The 26,070-nt window shown below is 57.8% G+C and carries 23 protein-coding genes; 10 read left to right on the forward strand and 13 right to left on the reverse strand.

The genetic code is table 11. The features are described 5' to 3' along the window. Nucleotides 1-158: 158 nt before the first annotated feature. On the reverse strand, nucleotides 159-911 hold the full coding sequence (locus HZ995_RS03075) for a methyltransferase domain-containing protein (RefSeq protein ID WP_209358139.1): 753 nt from the start codon (nucleotides 909-911) through the stop codon (nucleotides 159-161). A gap of 99 nt (nucleotides 912-1,010) precedes the next feature. Between HZ995_RS03075 and gloB the strand changes: the two genes are divergently transcribed. The 3 genes from gloB to HZ995_RS03090 all read left to right on the forward strand — a co-directional run bounded on the left by gloB (nucleotide 1,011) and on the right by HZ995_RS03090 (nucleotide 5,040). Then, nucleotides 1,011-1,787, forward strand: coding sequence for a hydroxyacylglutathione hydrolase (gloB, locus tag HZ995_RS03080; RefSeq protein WP_209357217.1), 777 nt, complete (start codon nucleotides 1,011-1,013; stop codon nucleotides 1,785-1,787). A gap of 304 nt (nucleotides 1,788-2,091) precedes the next feature. Beyond that, nucleotides 2,092-4,425 carry an ATP-dependent Clp protease ATP-binding subunit ClpA gene (gene clpA, locus HZ995_RS03085; RefSeq protein ID WP_209357218.1) on the forward strand — a complete coding sequence of 778 codons (2,334 nt, stop codon included), beginning with the start codon at nucleotides 2,092-2,094 and terminating at the stop codon, nucleotides 4,423-4,425. A 144-nt stretch (nucleotides 4,426-4,569) separates the two neighbouring features. Further along, a complete protein-coding gene (locus HZ995_RS03090; protein WP_209357219.1) occupies nucleotides 4,570-5,040 on the forward strand; it encodes a DM13 domain-containing protein in 471 nt (156 codons plus the stop codon). On the opposite strand, the gene HZ995_RS03095 is transcribed toward HZ995_RS03090, so the two are convergent. The 3 genes from HZ995_RS03095 to HZ995_RS03105 form a co-directional block, all read right to left on the reverse strand. After that, the gene (locus HZ995_RS03095; protein WP_209357220.1) at nucleotides 5,041-7,734 is read right to left on the reverse strand and encodes a peptidoglycan -binding protein; all 2,694 of its coding nucleotides are present in this window, start codon (nucleotides 7,732-7,734) and stop codon (nucleotides 5,041-5,043) included. Nucleotides 7,735-7,737: 3 nt separating this feature from the next. Next, entirely contained in the window at nucleotides 7,738-8,937 is a 1,200-nt protein-coding gene (locus HZ995_RS03100) for a biopolymer transporter ExbB (RefSeq protein WP_209357221.1), read from the reverse strand. Nucleotides 8,938-9,024: 87 nt separating this feature from the next. Continuing rightward, nucleotides 9,025-9,552: a gamma-glutamylcyclotransferase gene (locus HZ995_RS03105; protein ID WP_209357222.1), complete on the reverse strand. Its 528-nt coding sequence runs from the start codon at nucleotides 9,550-9,552 to the stop codon at nucleotides 9,025-9,027. 73 nt (nucleotides 9,553-9,625) lie between these two features. Between HZ995_RS03105 and HZ995_RS03110 the strand changes: the two genes are divergently transcribed. Beyond that, the gene (locus HZ995_RS03110; RefSeq protein ID WP_209357223.1) at nucleotides 9,626-10,612 is read left to right on the forward strand and encodes a DUF2125 domain-containing protein; all 987 of its coding nucleotides are present in this window, start codon (nucleotides 9,626-9,628) and stop codon (nucleotides 10,610-10,612) included. Between the two features lie 14 nt (nucleotides 10,613-10,626). Here the strand turns inward: HZ995_RS03110 and HZ995_RS03115 are convergent, their stop codons facing one another. The 3 genes from HZ995_RS03115 to hisC are packed head-to-tail and all read right to left on the reverse strand — an operon-like array spanning nucleotide 10,627 to nucleotide 13,385. Continuing rightward, nucleotides 10,627-11,385, reverse strand: a complete 759-nt coding sequence (locus HZ995_RS03115; RefSeq protein ID WP_209357224.1) for an extensin-like domain-containing protein — start codon at nucleotides 11,383-11,385, stop codon at nucleotides 10,627-10,629. Further along, on the reverse strand, nucleotides 11,386-12,303 hold the full coding sequence (locus HZ995_RS03120) for a prephenate/arogenate dehydrogenase family protein (RefSeq protein WP_209357225.1): 918 nt from the start codon (nucleotides 12,301-12,303) through the stop codon (nucleotides 11,386-11,388). After that, the gene (gene hisC, locus HZ995_RS03125) at nucleotides 12,300-13,385 is read right to left on the reverse strand and encodes a histidinol-phosphate transaminase (protein WP_209357226.1); all 1,086 of its coding nucleotides are present in this window, start codon (nucleotides 13,383-13,385) and stop codon (nucleotides 12,300-12,302) included. Before hisC ends, HZ995_RS03120 begins: the two co-directional genes overlap by 4 nt. 298 nt (nucleotides 13,386-13,683) lie before the next feature. Here hisC and nhaA point away from each other — a divergent pair, with 298 nt between their 5' ends. After that, nucleotides 13,684-14,868 (forward strand): Na+/H+ antiporter NhaA, encoded by a 1,185-nt coding sequence (nhaA, locus tag HZ995_RS03130; RefSeq protein ID WP_245168733.1) that lies wholly within the window; start codon nucleotides 13,684-13,686, stop codon nucleotides 14,866-14,868. A 76-nt stretch (nucleotides 14,869-14,944) separates the two neighbouring features. On the opposite strand, the gene rpsD is transcribed toward nhaA, so the two are convergent. From rpsD to HZ995_RS03145, 3 genes are all read right to left on the reverse strand, one after another. Further along, nucleotides 14,945-15,565, reverse strand: a complete 621-nt coding sequence (gene rpsD, locus HZ995_RS03135) for a 30S ribosomal protein S4 (protein WP_209357228.1) — start codon at nucleotides 15,563-15,565, stop codon at nucleotides 14,945-14,947. Between the two features lie 152 nt (nucleotides 15,566-15,717). After that, on the reverse strand, nucleotides 15,718-16,779 hold the full coding sequence (locus HZ995_RS03140) for a Hint domain-containing protein (RefSeq protein WP_209357229.1): 1,062 nt from the start codon (nucleotides 16,777-16,779) through the stop codon (nucleotides 15,718-15,720). Between the two features lie 124 nt (nucleotides 16,780-16,903). Then, nucleotides 16,904-17,512 (reverse strand): response regulator transcription factor, encoded by a 609-nt coding sequence (locus tag HZ995_RS03145; protein WP_209357230.1) that lies wholly within the window; start codon nucleotides 17,510-17,512, stop codon nucleotides 16,904-16,906. Between the two features lie 249 nt (nucleotides 17,513-17,761). Here HZ995_RS03145 and HZ995_RS03150 point away from each other — a divergent pair, with 249 nt between their 5' ends. The 4 genes from HZ995_RS03150 (at nucleotide 17,762) to HZ995_RS03165 (ending at nucleotide 22,373) form a co-directional block, all read left to right on the forward strand. After that, nucleotides 17,762-18,271 (forward strand): molybdopterin-dependent oxidoreductase, encoded by a 510-nt coding sequence (locus HZ995_RS03150; RefSeq protein ID WP_209357231.1) that lies wholly within the window; start codon nucleotides 17,762-17,764, stop codon nucleotides 18,269-18,271. Between the two features lie 36 nt (nucleotides 18,272-18,307). Then, nucleotides 18,308-20,812, forward strand: coding sequence for an ATP-binding protein (locus HZ995_RS03155; protein ID WP_209357232.1), 2,505 nt, complete (start codon nucleotides 18,308-18,310; stop codon nucleotides 20,810-20,812). Between the two features lie 331 nt (nucleotides 20,813-21,143). Then, the gene (gap, locus tag HZ995_RS03160) at nucleotides 21,144-22,145 is read left to right on the forward strand and encodes a type I glyceraldehyde-3-phosphate dehydrogenase (protein WP_209357233.1); all 1,002 of its coding nucleotides are present in this window, start codon (nucleotides 21,144-21,146) and stop codon (nucleotides 22,143-22,145) included. 84 nt (nucleotides 22,146-22,229) lie between these two features. Then, nucleotides 22,230-22,373 carry a hypothetical protein gene (locus HZ995_RS03165; protein WP_209357234.1) on the forward strand — a complete coding sequence of 48 codons (144 nt, stop codon included), beginning with the start codon at nucleotides 22,230-22,232 and terminating at the stop codon, nucleotides 22,371-22,373. A gap of 4 nt (nucleotides 22,374-22,377) precedes the next feature. Here the strand turns inward: HZ995_RS03165 and HZ995_RS03170 are convergent, their stop codons facing one another. The 3 genes from HZ995_RS03170 to HZ995_RS03180 all read right to left on the reverse strand — a co-directional run bounded on the left by HZ995_RS03170 (nucleotide 22,378) and on the right by HZ995_RS03180 (nucleotide 25,522). Continuing rightward, complete coding sequence (locus HZ995_RS03170; RefSeq protein WP_209357235.1) at nucleotides 22,378-24,660, reverse strand: glycosyl hydrolase family 28-related protein; 2,283 nt, start codon at nucleotides 24,658-24,660, stop codon at nucleotides 22,378-22,380. 102 nt (nucleotides 24,661-24,762) lie between these two features. Then, entirely contained in the window at nucleotides 24,763-25,158 is a 396-nt protein-coding gene (locus tag HZ995_RS03175; RefSeq protein ID WP_209357236.1) for a DUF4864 domain-containing protein, read from the reverse strand. A 49-nt stretch (nucleotides 25,159-25,207) separates the two neighbouring features. Continuing rightward, nucleotides 25,208-25,522: an ArsR/SmtB family transcription factor gene (locus tag HZ995_RS03180; RefSeq protein ID WP_209357237.1), complete on the reverse strand. Its 315-nt coding sequence runs from the start codon at nucleotides 25,520-25,522 to the stop codon at nucleotides 25,208-25,210. Nucleotides 25,523-25,593: 71 nt separating this feature from the next. On the opposite strand from HZ995_RS03180, the gene HZ995_RS03185 reads away from it, so the two are divergent. Continuing rightward, a complete protein-coding gene (locus tag HZ995_RS03185; RefSeq protein WP_209357238.1) occupies nucleotides 25,594-26,049 on the forward strand; it encodes a DUF6428 family protein in 456 nt (151 codons plus the stop codon). Nucleotides 26,050-26,070: the final 21 nt, after the last annotated feature.

Genomic DNA, 26,070 nt, shown 5'->3' on the forward strand with positions numbered 1-26,070 from the left:
TCGCTTCTGCAGCGAACGAGAAAAACACTAAGTTTTTAAGGCGTTGACGCAGGTGCGACCCTTTGACTGATTTTTGTTAAGAAAATTTCGCACAAAAATCGGGTCAAAAGGCGATTCTCTCGGCGAAATTTTCCGATTTGGATCGCGTTTGTTTGCGCTCACCTGCACTTTGATCGGATCGCCGCAACTTCTGGCTTGGGCGCCAAGATCTCGAGCGGCTTGCGCACCGCTTCGGCCACGCCGCCGCTGGGCGCTTTCATGCGTTTGCTCGCCTCAACCATCAAAACACCACCGGCCAGAACCGGCGACAAAGCTTGTCCGGTGTTTTCCCAAACACGGCTGGTCTTACGCCAGAACCTCTTGTGGCTCGGCGGCTGATACAGCGTCGTGCGATGACGTTCCGGTGTAAACCCGTGACGCTTCAGCTGCGCCTCAAGCTGGCTGGTGGAATAGGGCCGCCCATATCCAAAGGGCGTGCGATCGGACCGCGACCAAAGCCCAGAGCGATGCGGCACAATAAAGAGCGCACGACCGCCGGGCCCCAAAGCGCGGAACGCTTCCTCCAACAATTCACTCGGGCTTTCGCTGTTCTCGAGTCCATGCATCATGACAAGCCGGTCGATCCGCCCCGTATCAATCGGCCACTCAGTTTCTTCACACAGCACCGAGACATTCGGGATCCCCGCGGGCCAGGGCATCACACCCTGAGGCGCCGGCATCAAGCCGATCACACGACGCGCCTCGGGCAAATACGGACGCAGCAAAGGCACCGCGAACCCAAAGCCCACGACGGTCTGCCCTTTGGCGGTCGGCCAGAGTTTCAGAACTTCGTCCCGCACAGCCTTTTGGGCCGCGCGCCCGAGGGTGCTTCGATAGTAGAAATTCCGCAGATCTTTCACATCAAGATGCATTGCACCAAAGCGCCCAATCTGAATAACTGGCTTCAACATAATGGGTTTCCGCGATGTGTGAACCGGTGAAACCCAAGAATTCCAAAAGAAGAGATCGCCATGCCGCTGGAAATCGTAACGCTGCCCACGTTGACCGGGTCGATGAACAACTACAATTTCCTGATCCATGACACCGACACAGGCCAAACCGCGCTTGTGGACGCCCCCGAAGACGATGGCATCTCGGCCGAGTTGAAACGCCGCGGCTGGGGTCTGGACGTGATCCTTCTGACCCACCATCATTGGGACCATATCGACGGGGCGGCGGCTCTTTCCTCTGAGTTTGACGCGAAGATCATAGGCGCCGCCCAAGACGCGCATCGCTTGCCACCCCTCGCGCAAGAGGTCAGCACGGGCGAGTCCTTCGAGCTTTTTGGCCGCGAGGTTCAGGTGATCGACGTTCCCGGCCACACGGTCGGACATGTTGCGTTTTATATGCCCAGCGAAAACGCCCTGTTTTCGGGTGACAGCCTTATGGCACTCGGATGTGGGCGATTGTTCGAAGGCACTCCGGCCCAGATGTACGACACACTGACCACATTGTCTGCCCTGCCCGCAGACACGGTCATCTATTCCGGCCATGAATATACCGCAGACAATGCAGACTTCGCGATGTCCATTGAGCCCGGCAATGAGGCGCTCCAGAATCGTGTCGCCGCCGTCAAACAGGCCCGAGCGGCAAACAATCCCACCGTGCCCTCGCTATTATCAGACGAACTGGCAACAAACCCCTTCCTGCGCAGCACCAGCCCCGAAGTGCAGGCCACCGTCGGTCTGTCGGGCGCAGATCCAGACGCTGTCTTCGCCGAAGTGCGAAAAAGAAAAGACAATTTCTGAGCAATTCTTTAACCCTGCGGTTGTTGCCTTTCCGCAAAACCTCTGTCAGCCTTATATATAAGACAATAACGTCGGCACCCTGCCCCGGCTGCCGCCAATTGAGTGCAACCTAGAGCAAGCGCGTTTTTGGCCATTTTGTCGCCTAGCACACGCGCCTCACGCAAAATGTGAGCACTAAATTCCAGAAAAGCCTTGAAGCCGGGCCTAGATCGACCAAACTTTAAGAGTATCGGGTTTAAACTTTGCGTGGCCGTTGCCCAATGACCCACGCGGCCCAAAGCACCTAGCGGAAGGAGTTCGAGCAGTGCCTTCATTTTCGACCACTTTGGAAAAGGCGATCCATGCAGCGCTGGCGCAAGCCAATGAGCGCAAGCACGAGTTTGCCACCCTGGAACACCTTCTCTTCGCCCTTCTGGACGAACCGGACGCCCTGCGAGTGATGCAGGCCTGCAGCGTCGATGTCACCGAACTGCGCCAAACGCTGATCGAGTTCATCGATGAGGATCTGTCCAACCTTGTGACCGACATCGAAGGATCCGAGGCCGTGCCAACCGCCGCCTTCCAGCGAGTCATCCAACGCGCCGCGATCCACGTGCAATCCTCAGGCCGCACCGAGGTCACCGGCGCCAACGTTCTGGTCGCGATCTTTGCCGAGCGCGAAAGCAACGCAGCCTACTTCCTGCAGGAACAGGATATGACCCGCTATGACGCGGTGAACTATATCGCCCATGGCGTGGCCAAGGATCCGGCCTTCGGCGAAAGCCGCCCAATCACCGGCTCTGATGAAGAGGACGAGGATGAGGGGCTGCAAACCTCGCACAAATCCGAGCCCGACAAAAAAGAGAGCGCGCTGGAAAAATACTGCGTCGATCTCAACGCGAAATCCCGCAAGGGCGACGTGGATCCTCTGATCGGCCGCGACCACGAGGTCGAACGCTGCATCCAAGTCCTTTGCCGCCGCCGCAAAAACAACCCGCTTCTGGTCGGTGATCCAGGCGTGGGCAAAACCGCCATCGCCGAGGGCCTCGCCCATCGCATCGTGAATGGCGAAACACCCGAGGTTCTCGCCTCCACCACCATCTTCTCGCTCGACATGGGCGCACTTTTGGCGGGCACCCGTTATCGCGGTGATTTTGAGGAACGCCTGAAGGCCGTGGTGACGGAGCTTGAGGATCACCCAGATTCCGTTCTGTTCATCGACGAAATCCACACGGTGATCGGTGCGGGCGCCACCTCTGGCGGCGCGATGGATGCCTCCAACCTGCTGAAACCTGCGCTGCAGGGCGGCAAGCTGCGCACCATGGGCTCCACCACTTATAAAGAGTTCCGCCAGCACTTTGAGAAAGACCGCGCCCTGTCCCGTCGTTTCCAAAAGATCGACGTGAACGAGCCCTCTGTGCCCGACACCATCAAGATCCTGAAAGGTCTGAAGGAATACTTCGAGGATCACCACGCGGTGAAATACACAGCCGACGCGATCAAAACCGCCGTCGAGCTGTCTGATCGCTATATCAACGACCGCAAGCTGCCCGACAAAGCCATCGACGTCATCGACGAAGCGGGCGCGGCGCAGCATCTGGTCCCGGCCTCCAAACGGCGCAAGACCATCGGCACCAAGGAAATCGAAGCGGTTGTGGCGAAAATCGCCCGCATCCCGCCGAAGAATGTCTCTAAGGACGATGCCGAGGTGCTCAAGGATCTCGAGAAAACGCTCAAACGCGTGGTCTTTGGTCAGGACACCGCCATCGAGGCGCTGTCCTCTGCCATCAAACTGGCGCGGGCGGGCCTGCGCGAGCCTGAAAAGCCCATCGGCAACTACCTCTTCGCCGGTCCAACCGGTGTAGGTAAAACCGAGGTCGCGAAACAACTGGCGGACACGCTGGGTGTAGAGCTGCTGCGCTTTGACATGTCCGAATACATGGAGAAACACGCGGTTTCTCGCCTGATCGGCGCGCCTCCGGGCTATGTTGGGTTCGATCAGGGTGGTCAGTTGACCGACGGCGTGGATCAGCATCCGCATTGTGTTCTGCTGCTCGATGAGATCGAGAAAGCACACCCAGACGTCTACAACATCCTCCTGCAAGTGATGGACCACGGCACGCTGACCGACCACAACGGGCGCACGGTGGATTTCCGCAATGTGATCCTGATCATGACCTCCAACGCGGGTGCGACCGAGCAAGCCAAGGCGGCCATCGGCTTTGGCCGCGACCGTCGCGAAGGCGAGGATACGGCGGCCATCGAACGCACCTTCACGCCGGAATTCCGCAACCGTCTGGATGCGGTCATCAGCTTTGCACCTCTGCCAAAGTCGGTGATCCTGCAGGTGGTCGAGAAATTCGTGCTGCAGCTTGAAGCCCAGCTCATGGACCGCAACGTCCATATCGAGCTCACGCCAAAAGCCGCCGAATGGCTGGCGGACAAGGGCTATGACGACAAGATGGGCGCGCGTCCGCTGGGCCGTGTGATCCAGGAACACATCAAAAAGCCACTCGCCGAAGAGCTGCTCTTTGGCAAGCTGGCCAAAGGTGGTCTGGTGAAAGTCACGGTCAAAGCAGGCGAATTGCACCTGAAACTCGATGGCCCGGAAAAACCGCGCATCGCAGGCGACAAGCCACCGCTTTTGACGGCGGAGTAACGCCAGACACAAAACGCAACCGCCGCGCAGCTCGCAAGAGCTGCGCGGCTTTGCTTTGCGAGCCCCCCGATACCCGACGCAAAACACTGGACAGATCGCAGCATCTCGCCCACCCTCACTTCATATCAGTCACGAGGGATTACCATGTTCAAAAGACTACTATTGCTATTCACCCACGCCGGAGCTCTGGCCGTCGGCTTTGCACTTGGTATATACCTGCTCCCCATCCTGACTGCCCCGCCCTCGCCCGACGCGGATATGCTTGAGGAAAAGGCCCAAGCGGCACTCTTCTCGGCGGAATTCACCCGCGATCTGCGCGGCAGCGACTTCCTACATTGGGGCGAAGGCAAAGTATCCGTGACGGCAGAAAGCATCGTTCACGAAGGCAAAATGGCGCCGGGACCGGACTATAAACTCTATCTGACCAAGGATTTCGTTGAACACGAAGACGAGTTTAATCCGATCAAATCCGAAGCGGCCCTCGTTGGCGACATCAAAAGCTTTGGCGGCTTTCTCGTGGACGTTCCGCAGGGCGTGAACGTCAGCGACTACACCACCGTTGTCGTCTGGTGCGAGAGCTTTGGCGAATTCATCACATCCGCCAAATATCAATAATCATTTCTCAGTAAACTTCAGCTCGATGCGGCGGTTCTTGGCCCGCGCCTCGCGGGTATTGGCCGTATCAATCGGCTGATATTCCCCAAACCCGTTGGCCGACAGGCGGCTCGGCGGCAGGCCCATTTGCTCAGACAGAAGGCGCACCACAGACAAAGCGCGCGCCTGTGACAGTTCCCAGTTGTCCGCGAACTCAGGGTTATTGCGGATCGGAATATCGTCGGTGTGACCATCGACCTGCAAAACCCAGTCGATTTCCGGCGGGATCTGATCCGCCACATCCTGCAACAGGCTCGCCACGCGGGCAATCTGCGCCACACCCTCGCCGCTCATCTCAGCGCCACCGGGTGGGAACAGAACCTCGGACGAGAACACAAAGCGGTCGCCCACGATCTGAACCCCTTGGCGGTTGCCCAAGAGATCACGCATCCGGCCAAAGAACTCAGACCGATAGCGTTCCAGATCCTCGGCCTCAGCCGCCAGACGCGCGGCTTCTTCTTCCAACCGCTTACGCTCTGCTTCCTCAAGCTGACGACGACGGCGCTCTTCGGCCGCCGCGCGCGCCAGCGCTGCGTTCAAATCGCGCCCAAGCGTGTCCAGTTGCACCTGAGCCTCAGCATCGCGCTCAAGGCTTTCATCCAATAGACCCTGCAACTGGTTCAACTGACGGCGCAGCTCCAGAACCTGCTGGTTCAACAGGGCCACTTGTTTCTCGCCCTCCGTGGCCCGCGCGCGCTCATCCTCCAGCGCCTGGTTCGCAAGCGCCAACAGACGTTCACGCTCCTCTGCTGCCGTCAGAGTGGTATCCGCCGCATTCTCAGCGGCTTCACGCGCTGCAATCGCCGCTGCGAGCTGACGCTGTATCTCTTCCTGATCCAACGCCGCTTGTTCAGCCGCTTCCTGTGCCGCCAAGGCGCGCGCGAGCTGTTCTTTCAGATCGGCCTGCTCATTGGTCAACAGCTCGATGTTTTGCTCAATCGCAATCCGTTCCGCCAAAGCTGCCGCCAGACGGTCCTCAAGATTCTCGACCGTGTTCTGAGACGCCAGCCGTTGCGCAATCGCCTCTTCCAACGCCTTGCGCAGATCATCCGAAGTCTGCCCCGCGTCCTGCGCCGATTGCTGCGCCACCAAAGCCGCCGTCAACTGTTCCTCAAGCGACGCCACCTGCCCCGCCAAAGTCTCACCACTGCGCTCCGCCGCCGTCGCGCGATTTTCCGCAGCCAGCTGGGCGGCCAAGGCCTCTTGCAGGCGCGTTTCCAGATCCGCGTTCACCGCCGTCAGTTCCGCATCGCGCGCCGCCGCTGATGCCTCAAGCGCCGCCAAGCGCGCGTTCAAATCCGCGAGCCGACCTTCCAATTCCGTGCGCGTGTCTGTGGATTGTGTCTCTGTCCGCGCCAATTGCGCCTGTGTTTCGGCCAAAGCCTGACGGGTCGCGGCCAGTTGCTCTTGGCTGACGCTTTCATTGGCTTCGGATGCCGCAAGGCTCGCCGTCACTGCTGCCAACCGCGCCTCAAGATCCTCTATCGTGACCGTGTTCTGATCGACCTGCAGCAAGGCCGCCGTCAATTGCGCCGTCGCGGATGCCAGCTCATTTTCCGTCGATAGCCGGTCATTCCGCGCCTGCTCCAGATTGGCCAACGCCGCCGTCAAATCCGTCTGCAACCGCGCCACATCCTGCGTCAGAGACTCGCCCGTCTGATCGGCCTGCTCAAGGCGCAGCAATGTCGCCGCCAGTTCCTCAAGCGTCTTCTCGGATTCCCCTTGCGTTGTCTCAAGCGTCAGCAAAGCCTTGGTCAGCTGACTTTCCAGATCTTCTTCCTTCACCAGCGCCGCCGCCAGTTTCAGATCCAGATCTTCGCGCGCCTTTTCAGCCGCTGCCAAAAGGGTCAGAGTATCTTCCGCCGCCTTACGTTGTTCTTCCAACGCGAGCGTCAGCGAGGTCAGCTCGGCATCCGCCTCCTCCAGCCGTTTGCGCAATTCCTCTGCAGCCGCGGCCTCGGCTAGCTTCGCGATTTCCTCTTGGCTTAGCTCGGCCTGCAATTCCTCGATCCGCGCCGCCAATGCCGCACTTGCGTCCGCATCCTGCGAAGCCTCGGCCTCGAGCTGCGCAATCAACGTCTCCAGCGCCTCACGCTGTGCCGCCGCCAGTCGCGCGGCTTCCGCTTGCGCGTCAATCTCATCGCGCGCCTGCGCCAATGCAAGGTTCATCGCCTCTTGCTGGGTCAGCAATTCGGCCTTTTCGCCTTCAAGCGTTTCAATCGCGATATTGGCTTCGTTCTGCTGCGCAATGAGGGCGGCGACCTGCGCTTCAAAGGCCGTGATCTGCGCCTCATAGGCCACCTGTTGGTCGCGCGCGTCGTTGCGTTCCGAAATCAGGGACGCAATGAGCAATGCGTTGGTTTCGGCCTCAGCCTGTGCATCCGACAGCGTGGATTCCAGCGTACCAATCTGCGCTTCCAAATCGCGGTTGCGATCCCGCGCCAGACCCAATTGCTGCGCTAAGGCTGAGAGTTCCGCCGAAAGCTCGCCAAGCTGGTTTTCCTGCCCTGTGATGGTTTCCCGCAGCACATATTGCAGCACCATAAAAATCGTCAGAACGAACATCAGGACCAGCAACAGCCCCGTCATCGCATCCACAAAGCCGGGCCAGATCTGAGCCTGAAAACGTTGACCAGTGCGCCGCGACAGAGCCATGACTTAGTCGTCCTGCCCCGGGTGGATCCGGCGTCGGCCTTTGCTCGACTGCGACAAGACGCCGATGGCCTGTGTCAATGCATTCAGGTCCTGACGGATCTCGGACATGCTTTCCTGGCGACCCGCGCTGATTTCTTCCAGAATACGCAACATCTGAACGTCGATCGACCGCAGACGCATCCGGCTTTCGGCATCCACACCTTCGCCCTGATGCATCTCAGACAAGGTCGCGATCAAGCGTTCCTGCCCCTCAGCCACGCGGATCATCGCCGTACCCGCACCACCGTCACGGCTCATCTGCGCGGTCAGTTGGTTCAGCGAATTCGCAAGGTCTCCGATCTGATTTTCGATGACAGTGCGCCGCTCTTCAGATTCCGCGAAGGTCGTCTGAAGCCGATCCATCTGCAGGATCATATGCTCGAGCGCCTCGCCAAAAATCGACGCCTCACCAGAGCCGTCCATGTCGCCCGAAGAAAAGCCGACGCGGGTGATCGTCGACAGCCACTCTTCCATCTCTTGGTAAAAGCGGTTCTGTGCGTGGCCCGCGAAGAGTTCAAGCAGCCCAACAATCAGCGACCCCGCCAGACCCAGCAGGGACGAGGCAAAGGCAATCCCCATGCCGCCCATTTGTTCTTCAAGGCCACTTTGAAGGCGCACAAAAACATCCGCACCGGTCTCGCCATCCTTGGGCGTCAGGCTGCGGATGGTTTCCACAATCGCCGGAACCGAGGTCGCGAGACCGTAAAACGTGCCCAAAAGCCCCAGGAAAATCAGCAAGCCGGTAATATAACGCGTGATTTCCCGCGCCTCATCGACCCGCGTGCCGACCGAGTCCAAAATAGACCGTGTCGAGGCCGTCGAGATCTGGCTCTGCGCCCCACGCGCCCGCAGCAAAGACGCCAGAGGCGCGAGCAGTCGAGGCGGTTGGAACATATCGTGTCCGGGGATCTGCGCCGCAAAGCCTTCGATCCAGCGCACCGAGGAAATCATTGAAATCACTTGCCAAAAACAAGCGAACACCCCGATCAGAAAGACAAAAACGATGACCCCGTTAAACCAGGGATTGGCGATAAAGACCGGCAATACCCGCGGCAGGGCGATGTAGCTGCCGACAGCAGTTAACGCCAAAACGGCCAGCATCGAGAAGATCTGGCTAATCGGTTGCGAGAATTGTGGCTCGGCCTCGCGGTCTGGCAGCTCCATAGAGGCGGCTCCTGACACTGTTTCTTTTCTGCCGACACCCTACTGCGCGCGCAGCATCCTGCCAAGGATTATTGGTTTATTGCGCAATTAACTGGCCAACTGACGCACACGGGTCGACAACCAGTTCAAATCTGCGTCCTCAATGCCCAGATCGGTCAAATGCGCGGCGGTATTGTAAAGATATTCCGTGTTGGGACCGCGTCCCCCGACAGCGGTCGAGATAATCTGCGCCTGCTCTTCCAGATCCAAATGCACATATTGCACATGGTTTGGGTCGATCACATAGGTCACGGCCTGCACGCGCCGCCCATCGGCGAGATCAATCATCAGATTGGTTTCCAGATAGGCCGAAGACACGAGTTCCCGTTCCCGCAATTCCGCCAGCGCGGCCTCTTCGCTCCCGGGGGTCACCCGAAACGCCACCCCGTGACAGACCGCGCCGTCCGCGGCGTCCAGCGCCAGGACCAGCCCCGGATGCTCATCGGTGCCACGATGGTGGATCGAGGACATGCAAAAGCTGCGGTGCCAGTCGGGCAACGTCGCCACGACCTGCTCGGCCACATCAATGCCTGGGTTCCACAAAAGCGACCCATACCCGAAAACCCAAAGCGTCATTCTTGCCCCATCACTGGCCTATTCCTATCTGCGTGTTTAAACACCAAAGCGACGAAGAGAAAAGGCCGCCGACATGAGACCATTGCTTTACCTGATCGTGACCCTGACATTGGCGTGGTCGGGCTATTGGTTCGTGGCCTCGTCAGGGACGAAAGCAGGGCTTGAGTCCTGGTTTCAGGCGCGCGAGATCGAGGGCTGGCAGGCGGACTATAGCGATTTGTCCGTCGGCGGTTTCCCCAACCGCGTTGATGCCAGCTTCACCGAAATCGCTTTGGCCGATCCAGACACCGGTCTAGCCTGGACCGCGCCGTTCTTTCAACTTTTGGCGCTCAGCTATCGGCCCAATCATGTGATTGCGGTCTGGCCAAACGAGCAGGTGATTTCGACGCCGCAGGAAAAGCTGACCGTGACCTCTGCCAAGATGCAGGCGTCCTTGGTGGTCGCGCCTGAGGCCTCATTGCCTGTAGAGCGCAGCAACTTTGCAAGCGAGACATTGGCGATCTCGTCCGATGCCGGTTGGAGCATGCAAGCCGATAGCCTGCGCATGGCTGTGCGCGCGGTCGAAGGGGCTGAAAACCTCTATGACTTCGCTTATCAAGCAGAGGGCGTCGCCCCGCCGAGCTTCCTCAAAACCTCGGTTCTGCCGGCCAAGATGAGCGCCATGGATCTGGACATGCAGGTCGGGTTTGACCGCCCATGGGACCTGCGCGCCCTGGAGGACCGTCGCCCACAACCAACCACCCTCACGATCCGCACTGCGAAGGCCGCGTGGGGAGACCTGTCCTTCCAGATGGCTGCCGACCTGACAATGGATGAGGTCGGCTCACCGACTGGCGAGGCCACTCTTAGGCTGAACAACTGGCGCGACATGATGGCGATGCTGCGCGAGAGTGGTCAGGTGGCCTCGGCGTCGCTGGACACGGCTGAACCGGTCATGGCGCTGCTCGCCAGCCTCTCGGGATCGCGCGATGACATCGATGTAACGCTGAGGTTCGCCAATGGCGCGGCCTTGGTTGGCATCATCCCCGTCGGCACAGCCCCCAAGCTGACATTGCGCTAAGCCGTGCCATGGGCTTACCGACAGTAAGCCCCACCCCGATGGTTCGCTGTGTCAAAATGGAAATGATCGCGGTGGTGGCGATCTGACTCTGGCCCCAGAACCGTCCCAAAGGGCCCACAGGCCGATTTATGCAGGTCCCGCAGAACCCGCCCTTTACGCCCGGAACCCCAATGTTCGATCAGCGAAATCACCTCGCCATTCTCAAAGCGGAACTCTGCGATATCGATGGCCTTGCCCTTGCCATGCTCGGAAATCTTCGCCCCCGGCTTATGGTTCCGCGTCCGGCAGGAATAGCCCGCCACGATCTTGAGTTCCTCGACTTCAGATCGCATCGGCCGCACCGCCCGCGCCATACCGCCTTCGACCCAGGACCTAAACGTCTTGGCCGTATCGCAATTCATCGAGGCAGGTGTGCTGAGTTTCACCCCCGCAACCTCATAGACCTTCACCGCATTACGAATGCCACAGCCCGGCAATTTCCCGGGCACATTGCCGATCTCTAGCCCTTGGATCTTGCGATCCCCACAAACGCGCCCAACCCGCGTCGAGGTCGCGCGCTTTGGCGCCTCAGGCTCTTTCACCGACGGGCGTTTCGCCACATAGGCGGACCCCGGCCGAAGCATCGGCCTGAGCGAGCGATCTGGCGCGAAAGTCGGCAAAGCCACCGGAAACACATCCTCCCGCGCGACAGGACGCAGAGACGTATATGGCGCATTGGCCTGCGCCATTGTCACTGTCACCAACAAGGCCAAAAGCCCTGTCTTTACGCGCATTTAAGTTGCCTTTCCGCGCCCAAAATCCGGCGCATCGGTGTCTTGCCCAGCTTCGATAATACCACGGCGAATAGACCGCGTGCGTGTAAAATAGTCGTGAAGGTGATCCCCGTCGCCCCGACGGATCGCACGCTGCAATGCAAAGAGCTCTTCGGTGAAACGCCCAAGGATCTCTAGCGTGGCGTCCTTGTTGTTCAGGAACACATCCCGCCACATCGTCGGGTCCGAGGCCGCAATCCGCGTGAAATCGCGGAAACCAGAGGCTGAGTATTTGATGACTTCGCTTTCGCTCACTCGACGCAGGTCATCGGCAACGCCGACCATCGTGTACGCGATGAGGTGCGGCGTATGCGAGGTTACGGCCAGAACGAGATCATGGTGATCTGGATCCATCTCCTCGACATTTGAGCCAAGCCCTTCCCAAAAGGCGATCACCTTATCGACCGCGGCGCGATCCGCCTCCGCTGGCGGCACGATCAGCGACCAGCGATTGTCAAAGAGCTCGGCAAACCCAGACGTCGGGCCAGAATGCTCAGTCCCCGCTAGCGGGTGGGCTGGAACAAAATGAACGGAATCTGGCAAATGCGGCGCAACATCTGCGATCACCTGCCGTTTCACAGAACCTACGTCGGACACAGTCGCCCCATCCTTCAGATGCGGAGCAATCTCGGCGGCGACTTGGCCCATGACACCCACAGGCACACAGAGCACCACCAGATCGGCGTCTTTGACCGCCTCGGCAGCGCTGTCAAAAACCTGATCGCACAGGCCGATCTCCCGCGCCGTCTCACGCGTTTCGGCCGAGCGGGCATAGCCTGTCACCTCGGCCGCCAGACCACCACGTTTGATCCCCCAAGCCATGGAGGACGCAATAAGACCCAATCCAATCAGCGCAACACGATTGTAAATCTGTGTCATGCATCCACCCCCTTGAATTGCTTCACGGTATGGGCCACACGCCGACAGGCGCGCTCATCGCCAATGGTGATGCGCAGACAATTCGGCAGACCGTAACCTGCGACCTTGCGCACCAGAATGCCCTCGGCTTTCAAGGCTTCATCGCAGGCGTCCGCTTCTTCGGGTGACGCAAAGCGCGCCAGAATGAAGTTCGTGTAGCTTTCATCGACCTCTAAGCCTGCCGCGCGCAAAGCCTCGCTCAGCCACGCGCCAAGACGCGTGTTTTCGCTTCGGCACCAGCGCATGAACTCTTGGTCGCGCACAGCGGCCTCTGCGGTTTGCAGTTGTACGTCCGAGAGGTTGAAAGGCTGACGCACGCGATTTAGCACATCAATGATCTCTTTTGGCGCATAGCCCCAACCGATCCGCAAACCGCCAAGACCGTAGATCTTGGAGAACGTCCGCGTCATGATCACGTTACACCGCGCTTCAACCAAAGCCGCGCCGCCATCATAGCCCTCGACGAACTCGGCATAGGCGCCGTCCAGCACCAACAGGGCGCCCGCAGGGAGCCCATCCGCCAACCGCGCAACCTCATCCGCCGCCAACATCGTCGCGGTCGGGTTGCCGGGGTTCGCGATAAAAACGATCCGCGTCTTGGCGTTACAGGCCGCGAGGATCGCATCCACATCTACGACGCGCTCTTTCTCGGCCACCTTCACCGGGGTCGCGCCACAGGCATGCGCCAGGATCGGATACATGGAAAACCCATGCTCGGTGTAAATGATCTCATCACCGGGGCCCGCAAAGCTTTGTGCCACGAATTGCAGCACCTCATCCGAGCCCACGCCACAGACGATCCGCTCGGCATCCAGCCCATGCACTTCGGCAATCGCAGCCCTGAGCCCCGCGTGATCCGTGCCAGGATATCGATGCAACGCCAGACCGGACTGCGCGAAAGCTGCTTTGGTCGCCTCGCTTGGTCCATATGGGTTTTCGTTGCTGGAGAGCTTTACCACCTCGGTGACGCCGGCAAGCGCCGACTGACCGCCCTGATAAAGCGCGATTTCCATGATCCCAGGCTGCACGTTGATCTGTGTCATAACACGTCCTCACATTCGCCCTTGTTGTAGAGCGCAGCCGAGACATAGGAAATGCCAATTCGGCGTGAAGAGAAGCTCTGCGACATTTTTTGCGGCAAACTTAATACACCCGCCGGTCAACTGAATGACACAAATTGAAAGATTTCGCCCGCAAGTGCCCATTCCTTAGGCTCTGAGATGATGAAACAGCCCCGTTTATGACAAAAACTGTCGGAAACTGCGGTTTTTACCCCGATTTCTTTTGAAAACCTGCCTTTTTGACCCATATCACCCCTAGGAAACTCAACTTGGGATGGACATGGAAAAGGCACTCTCTCGTATTCAAAAATTCATGCAAATGGAGGCCAGTGCGGGACTGGTATTGATGGGCGTCGCGGTGCTTGCGATGATCTTTGCAAACACCGGTTTGGCGGGGCTCTATACCTCGGTGTTGGACACCAATATCCGCGTTGGGATCGGGTCGTTTGAGATCTCAAAACCCGCTCTTCTGTGGATCAACGATGGCCTTATGGCGATCTTCTTCTTCCTCATTGGTCTTGAAATCAAACGAGAGGTCCTGCTTGGCGAGCTCTCGAGTTTTGACAAAGCGATCCTGCCGATTTTTGCCGCTATCGGCGGTATGGCCGTACCCGGTCTGGTCTATGTAGCGATCAACTGGGGCACACCAGAGAACCTTGTGGGCTGGGCGATCCCTGCGGCGACAGACATTGCCTTTGCACTGGGTGTATTGGCCCTTCTGGGCACCCGCGCACCGGTCGCACTCAAGGTGTTCCTGCTGGCAGTAGCGATCATCGACGACCTTGGTGCAATCATCATCATCGCGATCTTTTATACGTCGGAACTCTCGACCAACGCGCTAACCTTCTCGATGCTGGGCTTTGCGGCAGCGGTTGCCCTGAACCGCATGGGGATCCAAAGGATTGCCCCCTACATCATCATAGGCGTGATCATGTGGGTCTTTGTGCTGAAATCAGGCGTCCACGCGACCTTGGCAGGCGTTTTGATCGCCCTCACCATTCCGCTCAAGGAAAAGAACGGCGACAAGGCGCTGCTTTATAAAGTCGAGCACGCGCTGCACCCTTGGGTGGCATACATGATCCTGCCGATCTTTGCCTTTGCCAACGCGGGTGTGAGCCTCACCGGTCTGTCGGTCAGCGACCTGACCCAGCCTCTGACCTTCGGCATCGCGGCTGGCCTCTTCCTTGGTAAGCAGATCGGCGTTGTGGCCGCGACGTGGATCGCTGTGAAAAGCGGCATTGCGAAGCTGCCCGAAGGCATCAACTGGCTGCATCTTTATGGCGTCGCCTGCCTGACCGGTATCGGCTTTACCATGAGCCTCTTTGTCGGCTCGCTGGCCTTTGGTGCAGATGACGCGATGAACGCTGTACGTCTGGGCGTGATCTTTGGCTCTGTGCTCTCGGGCATCCTTGGCTTTGTGGTCCTGCGCAGCATGGCCCCGAAGCCGGTCAAAGCTGCCGCGTAAAACATACGCATCCAAAAACGAAAAAAACCGCGCTGGCATCCCAGCGCGGTTTCTTTTTTCTGATATATGCGAAGGATTAGTTCTTCGCGTAATATTCAACAACCAGGTTTGGTTCCATCATCACTGGGTATGGAACGTCAGACAGGCCTGGTGCGCGTACGAAGGTCGCGGTCATTTTGGAGTGGTCCGCGTCGATGTAGTCAGGCACGTCGCGCTCTGGCAGCTGAACCGCTTCCAGCAGGACTGCGAGTTGCTTGGACTTGTCACGCACAGAGATCACGTCGCCTTCTTTAACACGGTAAGATGCGATGTTCACTTTCTTGCCGTTCACTTCGACGTGGCCGTGGTTCACGAACTGACGTGCCGCGAAAACGGTAGGAACGAATTTCGCGCGGTAAACAACCGCGTCCAGACGCCGCTCCAGCAGACCGATCAGGTTTTCACCGGTATCGCCTTTTACACGCTCAGCTTCGCCGTAGATGCGACGGAATTGCTTTTCAGTCAGGTCGCCGTAGTAGCCTTTCAGCTTCTGCTTTGCGCGCAGCTGCAGGCCGAAGTCAGACATTTTGCCTTTGCGGCGCTGACCGTGCTGGCCTGGGCCGTATTCACGACGGTTTACTGGGGATTTTGGACGACCCCAGATGTTTTCGCCCATCCGGCGGTCAATTTTGTACTTGGCAGCAGTTCTTTTTGTCATCTGCTGATCTCCTTCGTTCAGGTTTTCGAAGGGCGTTGTCCTCTTCCCGGATTTTGCCGGGATGACAGGGATCCTCTTGCGAGGGCCACCAACACCAATGAATGGCGGCTTATACGCCTGATTTATTGGGAGTCAACAGGGGTGAGCAGGCTTTATGCCACGTCGTGACGCAGAATTGCCGCTTCACTTGCAGAAAGCTGACGCCGCGCGTGGTCTCCAAAGGCATAAGGCTGATCCACAAGGGCCGGATCCAGCGCCTCGAGACGCCTGCGATCCGTTTCATCCAGAACGCTCATATTGGCGTCTGCCGGATGGAAGCTCTCGGTTTCCACGCCATTGGCAAAGATGATCTCATGACGCTCCAGCATCAGGTGCATATAGGTGACCTCGCGCATCGCGAAATCTGTCGCGATGCTGGTGCCATTGACCAATTCACTGGCCGAGACCAGAACCTCGGGCGTGTTGAACAGATCGCGGGCCACGTCCCCGCGCACCACAAATTTGTGGTCCGGAGACACAATAAGATCGCCCTGCGGTTCACCAGACCCCAAGGCGCCTGACTTCACGCGGATCGGGCGCAGCTTGGGAAATGTGAACAGACGCGCACCGGTCATGCGGCGCGAGCCGATCCATTGCACCTCTTGCGTGCCATTGTCTTTGGTATGCACCAGATCGCCTTCATGCAGGCTTTCAATCGGGCGTGCGCCATAGGGCGTCGAGATCAGAGTGCCGGGTGCGAAACAAATCATCTGCGAGGGATCATCGCCGGGCTGCGCATCACGACCACGGTTGAGCGCATGATACACGACCCAAAGATCGCGGCCCTTCGGCGGGATCTCATCGATGAACATCAAAAGCGGCTGTTTGCCAGCGACCTCAATCAAGGTGACTGTATAGGTCTCTGAGCCATCGGTGACGACGAAACTGTCGTCCAGCATCGGCTCTTCGATATCAACCTTGTTCAGATCAGAGGTATGCGTCAAAGCCGCACCGACCATCTTGCGCACCATGCGCGCGGCCCTGCGGCGTAACATCGCCTCACCTTCGCCTTGCTCCAAGCGCAATAGGCCCGATGGGCCATCAACGCGGACTGTCTCTCCGTTCCAGGACCACACTGCGCCTTTTTGCACGGCACTTATGGGTGCAGCCCGAAGACCATCCAGCTCTGTTTGCGACCAGGAGATGACGAACGTGCCCAAAAAGCCCGTTCCCATTGCTCGTTTCCTGCCTCATTTTTTTGGCAGGATACCAGAAACGAATCAGCCTGCAAAGCAGAAACCGTCGCGGATTCAACAGCCTATGGGTGTATAGAACAGCTCAACAACTTTAGGTGACGGATCAGTAAAGGCCCGCTTCCTTGGCGATCATAGCTGCATGGGTCCGGTTTTTTGCATCCAGCTTGCGGCACAACGTGCGCACATGCAGCTTGATGGTCACTTCCTGCAAACCGAGTTCAGACGCGATTTCTTTGTTGGATTGCCCCTTGCACAACCCATTCAGAACCTCGACCTCACGCTTGCTCAGTTGCTTGGAAACCGGATTGTCCTTTTTCTGGTCCGCAAAATGCGACACCGGAAAAAACGTCTCGCCCGCCATCATAAAGCGCACGGCATGCACCAGGCTTTGAGCGGTCATGGTCTTGGGCAGAAACCCGATCGCCCCGCGATCGATCGCCTCTTGCGCCACAGAGTGCGGCGCATTTCCTGATAGGATCGCAACCGGAGTGCCCTGATTATTTTCGATGGCCTTGGACAGGCCTGAAAGGCCCTCCATCCCCGGCATATTGTAATCCAACACCAAGAGGTCGAAGGCCTTATCTTCTTCGCAGATCGTCAAGGCTTCATCCAATGAACTGGCACTTTTCACTTCAGTGGCACCTTCTTTCATAAGGTACTCACTAATCGTATCCCGGACCAAATCATGGTCATCGGCAATTAGTATTCGCATACGCGTTTTCTCTTTCCCCTGACCGTGTCGAGCATGGATTACCGCTTAAACGCTAGCGGAGAACCAATTTTTTTGACACGGTCTCGCTCCCGCACTCAGAATTAAACGATTGCACAGCAACTTGAGAAGTATAAGTTTCTACCTCGTTCAAGTTTTGTGTTTAATTTCCCACATAAAATATGGACAAAAATCGTTTATCACCCGAGACTTCAATATCGTAGAGCCCATTTATTCCGGAGCACCAAAAAATTGAAAAATCTCTTCGCAATCGCCCTTCTGATCGTTTGTTCAGCAGCGGCTTCCGTCGCGGAAATCTCGCAACCCAAAGGTGAAGTTATCTTGGAAATTTCAGGAGAAATCTCGAGCAAAAACGTTGCTGAGACCGCGCAGTTTGATCTCGAGATGCTGCAAGCCCTACCGTCGCATTCTTTCGTGACATCAACAATTTGGACTGATGGTGCCCAATCTTTCGAGGGAGTCGAACTAAGCGTCATCGCGGACCTTGTCGGCTTTGAGGGAGACACGCTTAGTGCGAGTGCCGTGAATGACTACACAATTGAAATCCCAATTGCAGACGCAGCACCAGGTCGGGCCATGATCGCCTACATGCGTAACGGTAACCCGATGCCGCTGCGCGACAAGGGGCCGCTTTGGATCGTCTATCCATTCGACTCTTCGTCAGACTTCCAAAGCGAAACAATTTATTCGCGCAGCATCTGGCAATTGAATCGAATTGCTGTTTCCAACAGCGGCGGATAACCTACCAGCGGCGTAAATAGGCCGGAAAGCTGGGACATGTTCAAAAGTCGCTTCGCAAAAGCACTCTTGTTGGCTGCGGCTGCGATTGTGTGCCTGTTCCAGGTCGGCCTTTTTGCCTACAATATGACCAACCGGATTTCGACCCTGACTGGGCCGCGTCCGGATCAGGCACCTTGGGCGCTTGGTCAGCTCGAAGCGGAATATCATCGCCTCAACGCGAGCCTCCGGTCAGATTTTGGCGCCCCGCTCGACACCACGCAAATCCGCCTTCTCTATGACATTTTTTCTAGCCGGGTCACCGTGCTCGTCGAAAGCAAATCCTTTGCCAGCCACCGAGACGACCCCCGGTTTTTGACACCCCTTGAAAATATAGAAGCCTATCTCGGCGACACAGTTAGGTATTTTGCGAATGGCGATGACGGGCTGCGCAAAGACCTGCCTGCTTTGGCGAGGCGCACTCAAGCGGTCGGGCCTGACGTTCGCAAAGTTGCTCTGATGGGATTTCAGATAAACTGGGCACAGGCAGACGCGCGCGAGATGGACGCCCGCCGGCTGATCTTCTGGAACTCCGCACAAACCGGGTTACTCTTCCTGCTGCTGTTATTGATGGCCGCAGGATTTTACCGGCAGGACTCTGGGCGTCGCCGTGCTCTGCAGGAAGTGTCTCGCACCAAAGCCCGCATCGAAGCGATCCTTAAAAGCAACACCGATGCGGTCATCGTTTGCTCTCACAATGGCAAGGTTCAGGAAATGAATGAACCGGGCCATGCCATGTTTGGCATTGCCGAAGCTGCCGAAGAGGGCCTTGATCTGCACGACCTTTTGCAAGCCACCTCGCCTGCAAAAGACTTCTCTGACCCCCGCGATTCAGGCTTTCTGCACAAGGAGCGTGTCGAAACACAGGCCACGCGCGCGGATGGCACCCGTTTCCCCGTGGCTGTGTCCCTCACGCAGGTTAAGACCGACACGGAGACCGCGCTCTATGTGGCTCACGTCCGAGACATTTCGCGTCGCGTAAATTCACAACGGGCTTTGCGCGAGGCTCATGACGAAGCCAAAGCCAGCGAGAAGGCCAAGTCCGATCTGCTTGCTGTCATGAGCCATGAAACCCGCACGCCGCTAAACGGCATTCTCGGCGCATCAGAGCTTTTGAAAAAATCCATGCGCAGTGATAAGCACTTGCGCCTTGTGGCTGCGATTGAAACCTCTGCCAAACTGCTGTTGCACCATGTGAACAACGTTCTCGACGTCTCGCGGATGGATGCTGGCCAAGACGACCTGCGCGTGGCTCAGTTCGACCTGCGACAATTGATCCGCGACGTCATGGAAAGCCAGCAGGCGCGCGCCACGCAAAGTGACCTCACACTATTGGCAGATATAGCCGAGGATCTCCCGCCCTCGGTTATGGGCGACGCCCAGAAGATCCGTCAGATTTTGCTGAACCTCATCGGCAATGCGATCAAATTCACCGACGAAGGCTCGGTGATCGTGGAAGTCGAATTGATCGGCGACGGCCCAATCGTTGAATTTCGCATCATGGACACGGGCGCTGGGATCGAATCCCGCCAGCTTGAGAACATCTTTGAGGACTTCTTCACCGCCGACAGCACCTATGCCCGCCGCCGCGAAGGCAGCGGCTTGGGCCTTGGCATTGTGAAACGTATTGTCGAGGCCATGGGCGGCGATGTTGGCGCGGAAAGCGTGTTGGGCGAAGGCAGCCTATTCTGGGTGCGGCTGCCCCTGCCGACGGAAACCACTAAGGTCGAAGCCACCGCCGACCAAGAGCCAAACGACACATCCCTGTCCATCCTCTTGGTCGAAGACAACGCGATCAACCGTATGATCACCCGGCAGATGCTCATTGAAGCCGGTCATTTTGTCGACCTTGCCGAAGACGGCACCGCCGGGGCAAGGATGGCCGAGCAGACTGCCTATGACCTGATCCTGATGGACATCAGCATGCCTGGAATGGACGGCATCGAAACCGCGCAAAGAATTCGGGCCGACAATGGTCTGTCCAGCGCGACCCCGATTGTCGCCCTTACCGCCTATTCCCGAGACGAAGATCTGGGGCGCGTTAAAGCCGCGGGCATCCATCATATACTCACAAAACCAACCTCTGAAAGCGCGCTTGAGACGATGATTTTGAAAGTCATGGGGGATATGTTCCTAAAGACCTCGAGCCACATCGTGTCCTCGACCAGCTCAGCCCTATTGGACGAAGAAGTTGCCGAAAGCGTGATGCGAGGATTGGGCCATATTCAGGCCGAGGCAAACCTGAAAGAACTCGAACGGGACATGCAGGCACTTCTAAGCCGTTTGTCGAGCTGCTCCTCTGCCGAAGACCTTGATCTCGAAGAAATCCACAGGCTCACCGGATCCACCGGCGTCATGGGCATGGCGAAACTGCGCAAACACCTGATCCGCGCCGAAGCCATGGAACTCGGAGACCCGCAGGACCTGCAGCTTTGGATCCAGACGACCCAGACACTGTGGGACGACACCCACGCGGCTTACTTATCTTTTCTTAAGGGCGCCTAGTCCCAAGAACCGCGACCCTTCGGACAGCCCACTACTCCCAAAGGGCAACCTTCTATCCGCCCGCTCCACTCACGTCATGCCCTCTGTTTGATATCCACGCCTCACGTCAAACAGTAGGCCGAGAAAAATGGAATCGTTTCACCCCTTTGCGGTGCAGGCACCTAAGTCTGCGCAGGTTAGCGGAACCGTTAGGGTTAACGTTAGCGCCACCACGCAGGGGCGACCGATATTTATCGCTAACATCCAGAATTTCAACGCTATTTAACTTTCCCCTATGGCATGCTGGGCTTATATCCGGCCCCAAGCTGCTAAAATTTCGAGAGGACTAGGCATGACCGTCACCGTAGGTATCAACGGATTTGGCCGTATCGGGCGCTGCACATTGATGCACATCGCAGAAGCTGCGCGCGACGACGTGCAAGTGGTCAAGATCAACGCAACCGGCCCCATCGAAACCGCAGCGCATTTGATCCGCTATGACTCAGTCCACGGACGTTTCGCCAATGACGTTGTTGTCCAGAACGGCACCATGGATGTGGGCCAAGGCCCGATCCGCATGTTCTCGACCTACGACATGGACGAGCTGGACTGGACCGGCGTTGACGTTGTTCTGGAATGCACCGGCAAATTCAACGACGGCAACAAAGCGGTCAAACACCGCGAGCGCGGCGCCAAGAAAGTCCTGATCTCGGCACCCGCCAAGAACGTTCAGAAGACCATCGTCTTCGGCGTGAACGACGAGCTGCTTGAAGCCAACGACAACGTCATCTCTAACGGCTCTTGCACCACCAACTGCCTCGCCCCTCTCGCGAAGGCGCTGCACCAAGGCATCGGCATCGAAAACGGCCTGATGACCACGATCCACAGCTACACCGGCGACCAGCCAACGCTCGACCGTCGCCACTCTGACCTATACCGCGCGCGTTCCGCCGCAATGGCGATGATCCCAACTTCCACCGGCGCGGCCAAAGCTCTGGGCGAAGTGCTGCCGGATCTGAAGGGCAAACTGGACGGCACAGCCATGCGTGTTCCAACCCCAAATGTTTCCGCCGTCGACCTGACCTTCGTCGCCTCCAAAGACGTCACCGTCGATGACGTTAACGAAGTGGTCCGCGAAGCCGCTGAAGGCGCGATGAAAGGCGTTCTGGCATACGATCCAGAGCCAAAGGTCTCCATCGACTTCAACCACACCACCGAAAGCTCGATCTACGCGCCGGATCAGACCAAAGTCATCGGCGGCCGCACCGTGCGGGTTCTGGCGTGGTATGACAACGAATGGGGCTTCTCTGCACGTATGGCAGATGTCGCCGCGAAAATGGGTCAGCTGGGCTAAGCCCACCCCGTTTAGAAAACTTGCGCCCTCGGGTTCGCTATTGCATAGACAAGATGCAGGCAAACCCGAGGGCGTTTTCGTTTCATGACCAATACGATTGCACTGGTGCTGGGCGTGATCATCACTCTTTTGCTGATCGCCGATCAAATCTGGCTTGGTGGCGCAACGACTTTGTTTCTCGCCCGCGAGTTCACCCAACTGATTGAATGGGTCGCCTTCTGGCGATAGCGCCTCAGGTCATCGAGACGTTCACCGTCACATCCCCATATAGCGGCTCTTCCCAATTCAAATGCAGCTGATCGCCGCTGCTGCCCTGCTCTAGATCCACATAGGGCGTCGCCCAACGCGTCACATTCGCGCCCGTGCGCAAGCGCGAAGTCGCAACCACAGAAGAACAGACGCGCGCACGGCCCCCGAATGGCAATTGCCCACCTGTCTCCACAACCCAGGTGCTCGCCGCGGTGTTCTGAGCATGCTCCAGCACCAGAGGGTTGTAGCTCGGCACATTGATCCGGTGGAATGTATTGCCCTCAAAAATTACATCCTTGCCCCGCGTCATATCCAGCGGCGCAAAGGTTGTGTCGACCACATCCACCTGATCAATATTGCTTTCTAACGCGCGGAATTTATTGCCCGTCACAGACAACCCGCCAATGAAATGCCCCGTGCCGAAAGGCTTGATCGAGATAAACCCAAACCACGGAGCCACATTGCTGCAGAGGAACACATTGTCCGTGATGTTCATCGCCGCAAAAGAAAAGCCAGTGGTGAAATCAGGCGTGGCCGAATGCTCATTGCTCCACTCAATCGAGCAATTGTCCACGTAGTTCCCCGTGATCGTGGTCGAACAATAGCTCGTGGTGATCAGGATCCCCGCGGTCCGCAGCCCTGCCGTCGCGGTATCCCCCTGGAAAAAGTGATTGCCGATAATTGTGGAATTCGACCCACCCAGAACCGCAAAATGCCGAAACTGCGTCGCCCGATTGTTGCGCAGCTTCACGTCATTGGCGTTGGCATTCACAACGATCCCAATCCGATCCTGCGCCAAGCTCTGCCCCTCATCACTGAGGAAATTGCAACGATCAATCAACATACCCTGACAGCCCGTGCCGTGGCTGGTGATCCCCTTGTCCCGAGGCCGATTGATCCAGCAATCCTTCATATGAAAGATGAGGCCCGATGGCGGCAACAAAACCCCGCTCGCAACGGCGGAACAGATGATCTCGATGTTCGACATCACAAAGCGTGTCAGCTTGGTAAAGCCCGAGAAATCCAGCACATATTTGTGCCGCGTGAAGGTAAAGACCTGCGTGCCTTCCGCATCGAAAAGCGGCTTTGACAGAGTGATCTCCTGCGTCGCCAGATTGACGCTTTGAACATAGATCTCGCGACCCACCCCATTCCCCGTCACCCGCGCACCCGGCTCGATATTGGCGATATTCCCGACCGCTGTCAGGGTCCTCGAATTGCTCGCCGAATAGGTCGCTGACGAGGTCACAACATCGCTCTCCCAGGCCGTATCGCCCGTGACCTGAAACTGCCCGTTCAGAATATGCCGCCGCTGCGCAAAGCTCGTGATATTGGGCACAATCGCCTGCAGATCCATCGGCTCGGAAATCGTGATCCGGCGGCCACCCAGATCCAGTGACTCGTGGTCTGAGTTGTTAAACAACGCCTGAAACGCCTTCTCAAACGCCAGCTGCTCATTGCCAAAAGCTTCGATGTAATTCGGCAAGTCGAAATTCTTGGTCAGCGAAAAGATCGCCGCCTGCGGCATGGTTACATTGCCCTCAAACTGCACCTTCTCGGTGAAGGTCATGCCGCCGCTCAGCAAATAGATCCCCGCAGGCACCAACACAGTGCGCCCATCGGCGGCCGCATTGGCCGCCTGAAAAGCCGCCGTGTCATCCGTGATCCCATCGCCCATCGCGCCGAAATCACGCACATCCACCATCGACATCATGTCCCGCAGAAAGGCCGAGGTGATGTCGACGACCTCAAGGTCATCAATCCTGATAACGCCCCCACTCGGCCCCGTCAGATCCAGCCCCACATGCGCATAGGTCGGCGCCGTGCCCCAAACCATATCCACACCACCACGCTGCCCCGCGCCAATGATGGCCGTAACCTCGACAACCTCGCCATAGCTCGACAACGTCACCGAGGACCCAAACTCCGTCAGCCCCGTCACACGCGCTCCGCCCGAAGCCCCCGCCCAGGCGGCCATCCGCACCGTCGGCAGGTTCCCCGAAATCGCCTTCACCCGCGCCTTGATCTGCAGATAACAGCCCGCCTGCAACGGCGTCTGACCCATGTACCGCAACTGCTGGGTACCCGAGGTCTTTTGCATCTCAAGGCAGCCCGCGAAATCCGCATCCGCAGGCACAAAAGCCGCATTGGCCGCGCCCTCATAGGTGTCCGATCCCGGCGTTCCATCGCCGCTCGACCACACCCCAAGCCCCTCCGCAAATGGCGGTGGCATCAATTGCAAACCCTCGGTGATTGCCTTGTTCATCGACGTCCCTTTCCCAAAGCCAATGGGCCGCGGCCCGTTGGCTGGAAAGCTCGTCGCTCAAGGTTAAAGCGCGCTCAAACCAGCGCGCGCAGATGTTGCACCCTAGGCCGTATCGCCCGGCGCTGGCAGGATCTGAACGCCGTTGATGCGCCACATGCCGTCAATCATTTTCATTTGATAATCAAGTATGTGGATGACGCCCGCGGGATCCGTGATCATCACACGCTGCCACAGGTTCCCGGCAATCTCCCGCAACTCCAGATAGCGCACCGCATCTGGCCGATGCACCATCGGATAGCCGCTCATGACCATCTGACCAAAACGTTCGGACGTGCCGAAAAAGCCCTGAATATTCGGGCTGGCATAGGTGAAAGCCTGCGCAAAATCATCCACCTGAAAGGCTTCGATCTGTTGCGTGATCACCGCCTGAATGTCGCGCTCCTGCGCTACAGAAACACTGGCCCAAAGGCTCAGTAGCAAAGCATAGACTATCCGCATGACGTATCCTCCTGCCTCAAACTTAGCGCGTTATCAGATCACGACCAGCCTAAGGCCCACAACAGCTCTGCACCGTCGCATTCCCCTTACAGCAATCCTGCAGCAAAAACCGCATCACCTCGCCGATGGCCTGAAAGTTCACGCGATAAATCATCTGCCGGCTCTGGCGTTCCGACGTGACGATGCCAGCCGCCTGCAAGGTCGACAAATGAAACGACATCCGCGACGGGCTCGCGCCCAAAGCCTCCGCCACATCGCCCGCCAACATACCCGCTGGCCCCGCCTCCACCAGCTTGCGCAACACCTGCAAACGGGTCTGATTGGACAAAGCCCCAAAGGCCTCGATCACCTGTTCCTCATTCATATTTCAACACCTCTTGAAATATAGATCGCTTTCATCCTATATTTCAAGAATCATTGAAATGGAAGAGAGCCATGACCCTAAATGACTTCCTAAACGCCCTACATGAGCAACCCGCCGAGGCCCCTTTGGTCTTTACCACCTCTGAGGGTCCCATCGGCGCGGGCTATCACATCACCGAGCTGAAATCTCTTGATATCAAGAGCATAGACTGCGGTGGGCGCACCTCGGACTGGACCGAAGTGCAGATCCAGCTGCTCGACGGCGCAGGCCGGTCGCATCTCTCGGCAGGCAAAAGCGCCAAGATCCTGGAACATAGCCTCAAAGCCATTCCAGACCTGGCCGAGGGTGAATTGTCCTTTGAATATGCGCCCGGCAACAACGGGTTACGTCGCTATATCCCAACCCAACCGATCTGGGCAGAAGGCCACGTCGAAATGCGGCTGACCGAAGATGGCGCGCAATGTAAAGCCGCTGCCTTCAGTGGAACAACGGCCAGCTGTTGCGGCGCAAGCGCCCGTTGCTGCTAAGGAAAAAGAGGGGCCAAAAGC

This window comes from Cognatishimia activa (assembly GCF_017798205.1).
GTDB lineage: Bacteria > Pseudomonadota > Alphaproteobacteria > Rhodobacterales > Rhodobacteraceae > Cognatishimia > Cognatishimia activa_A.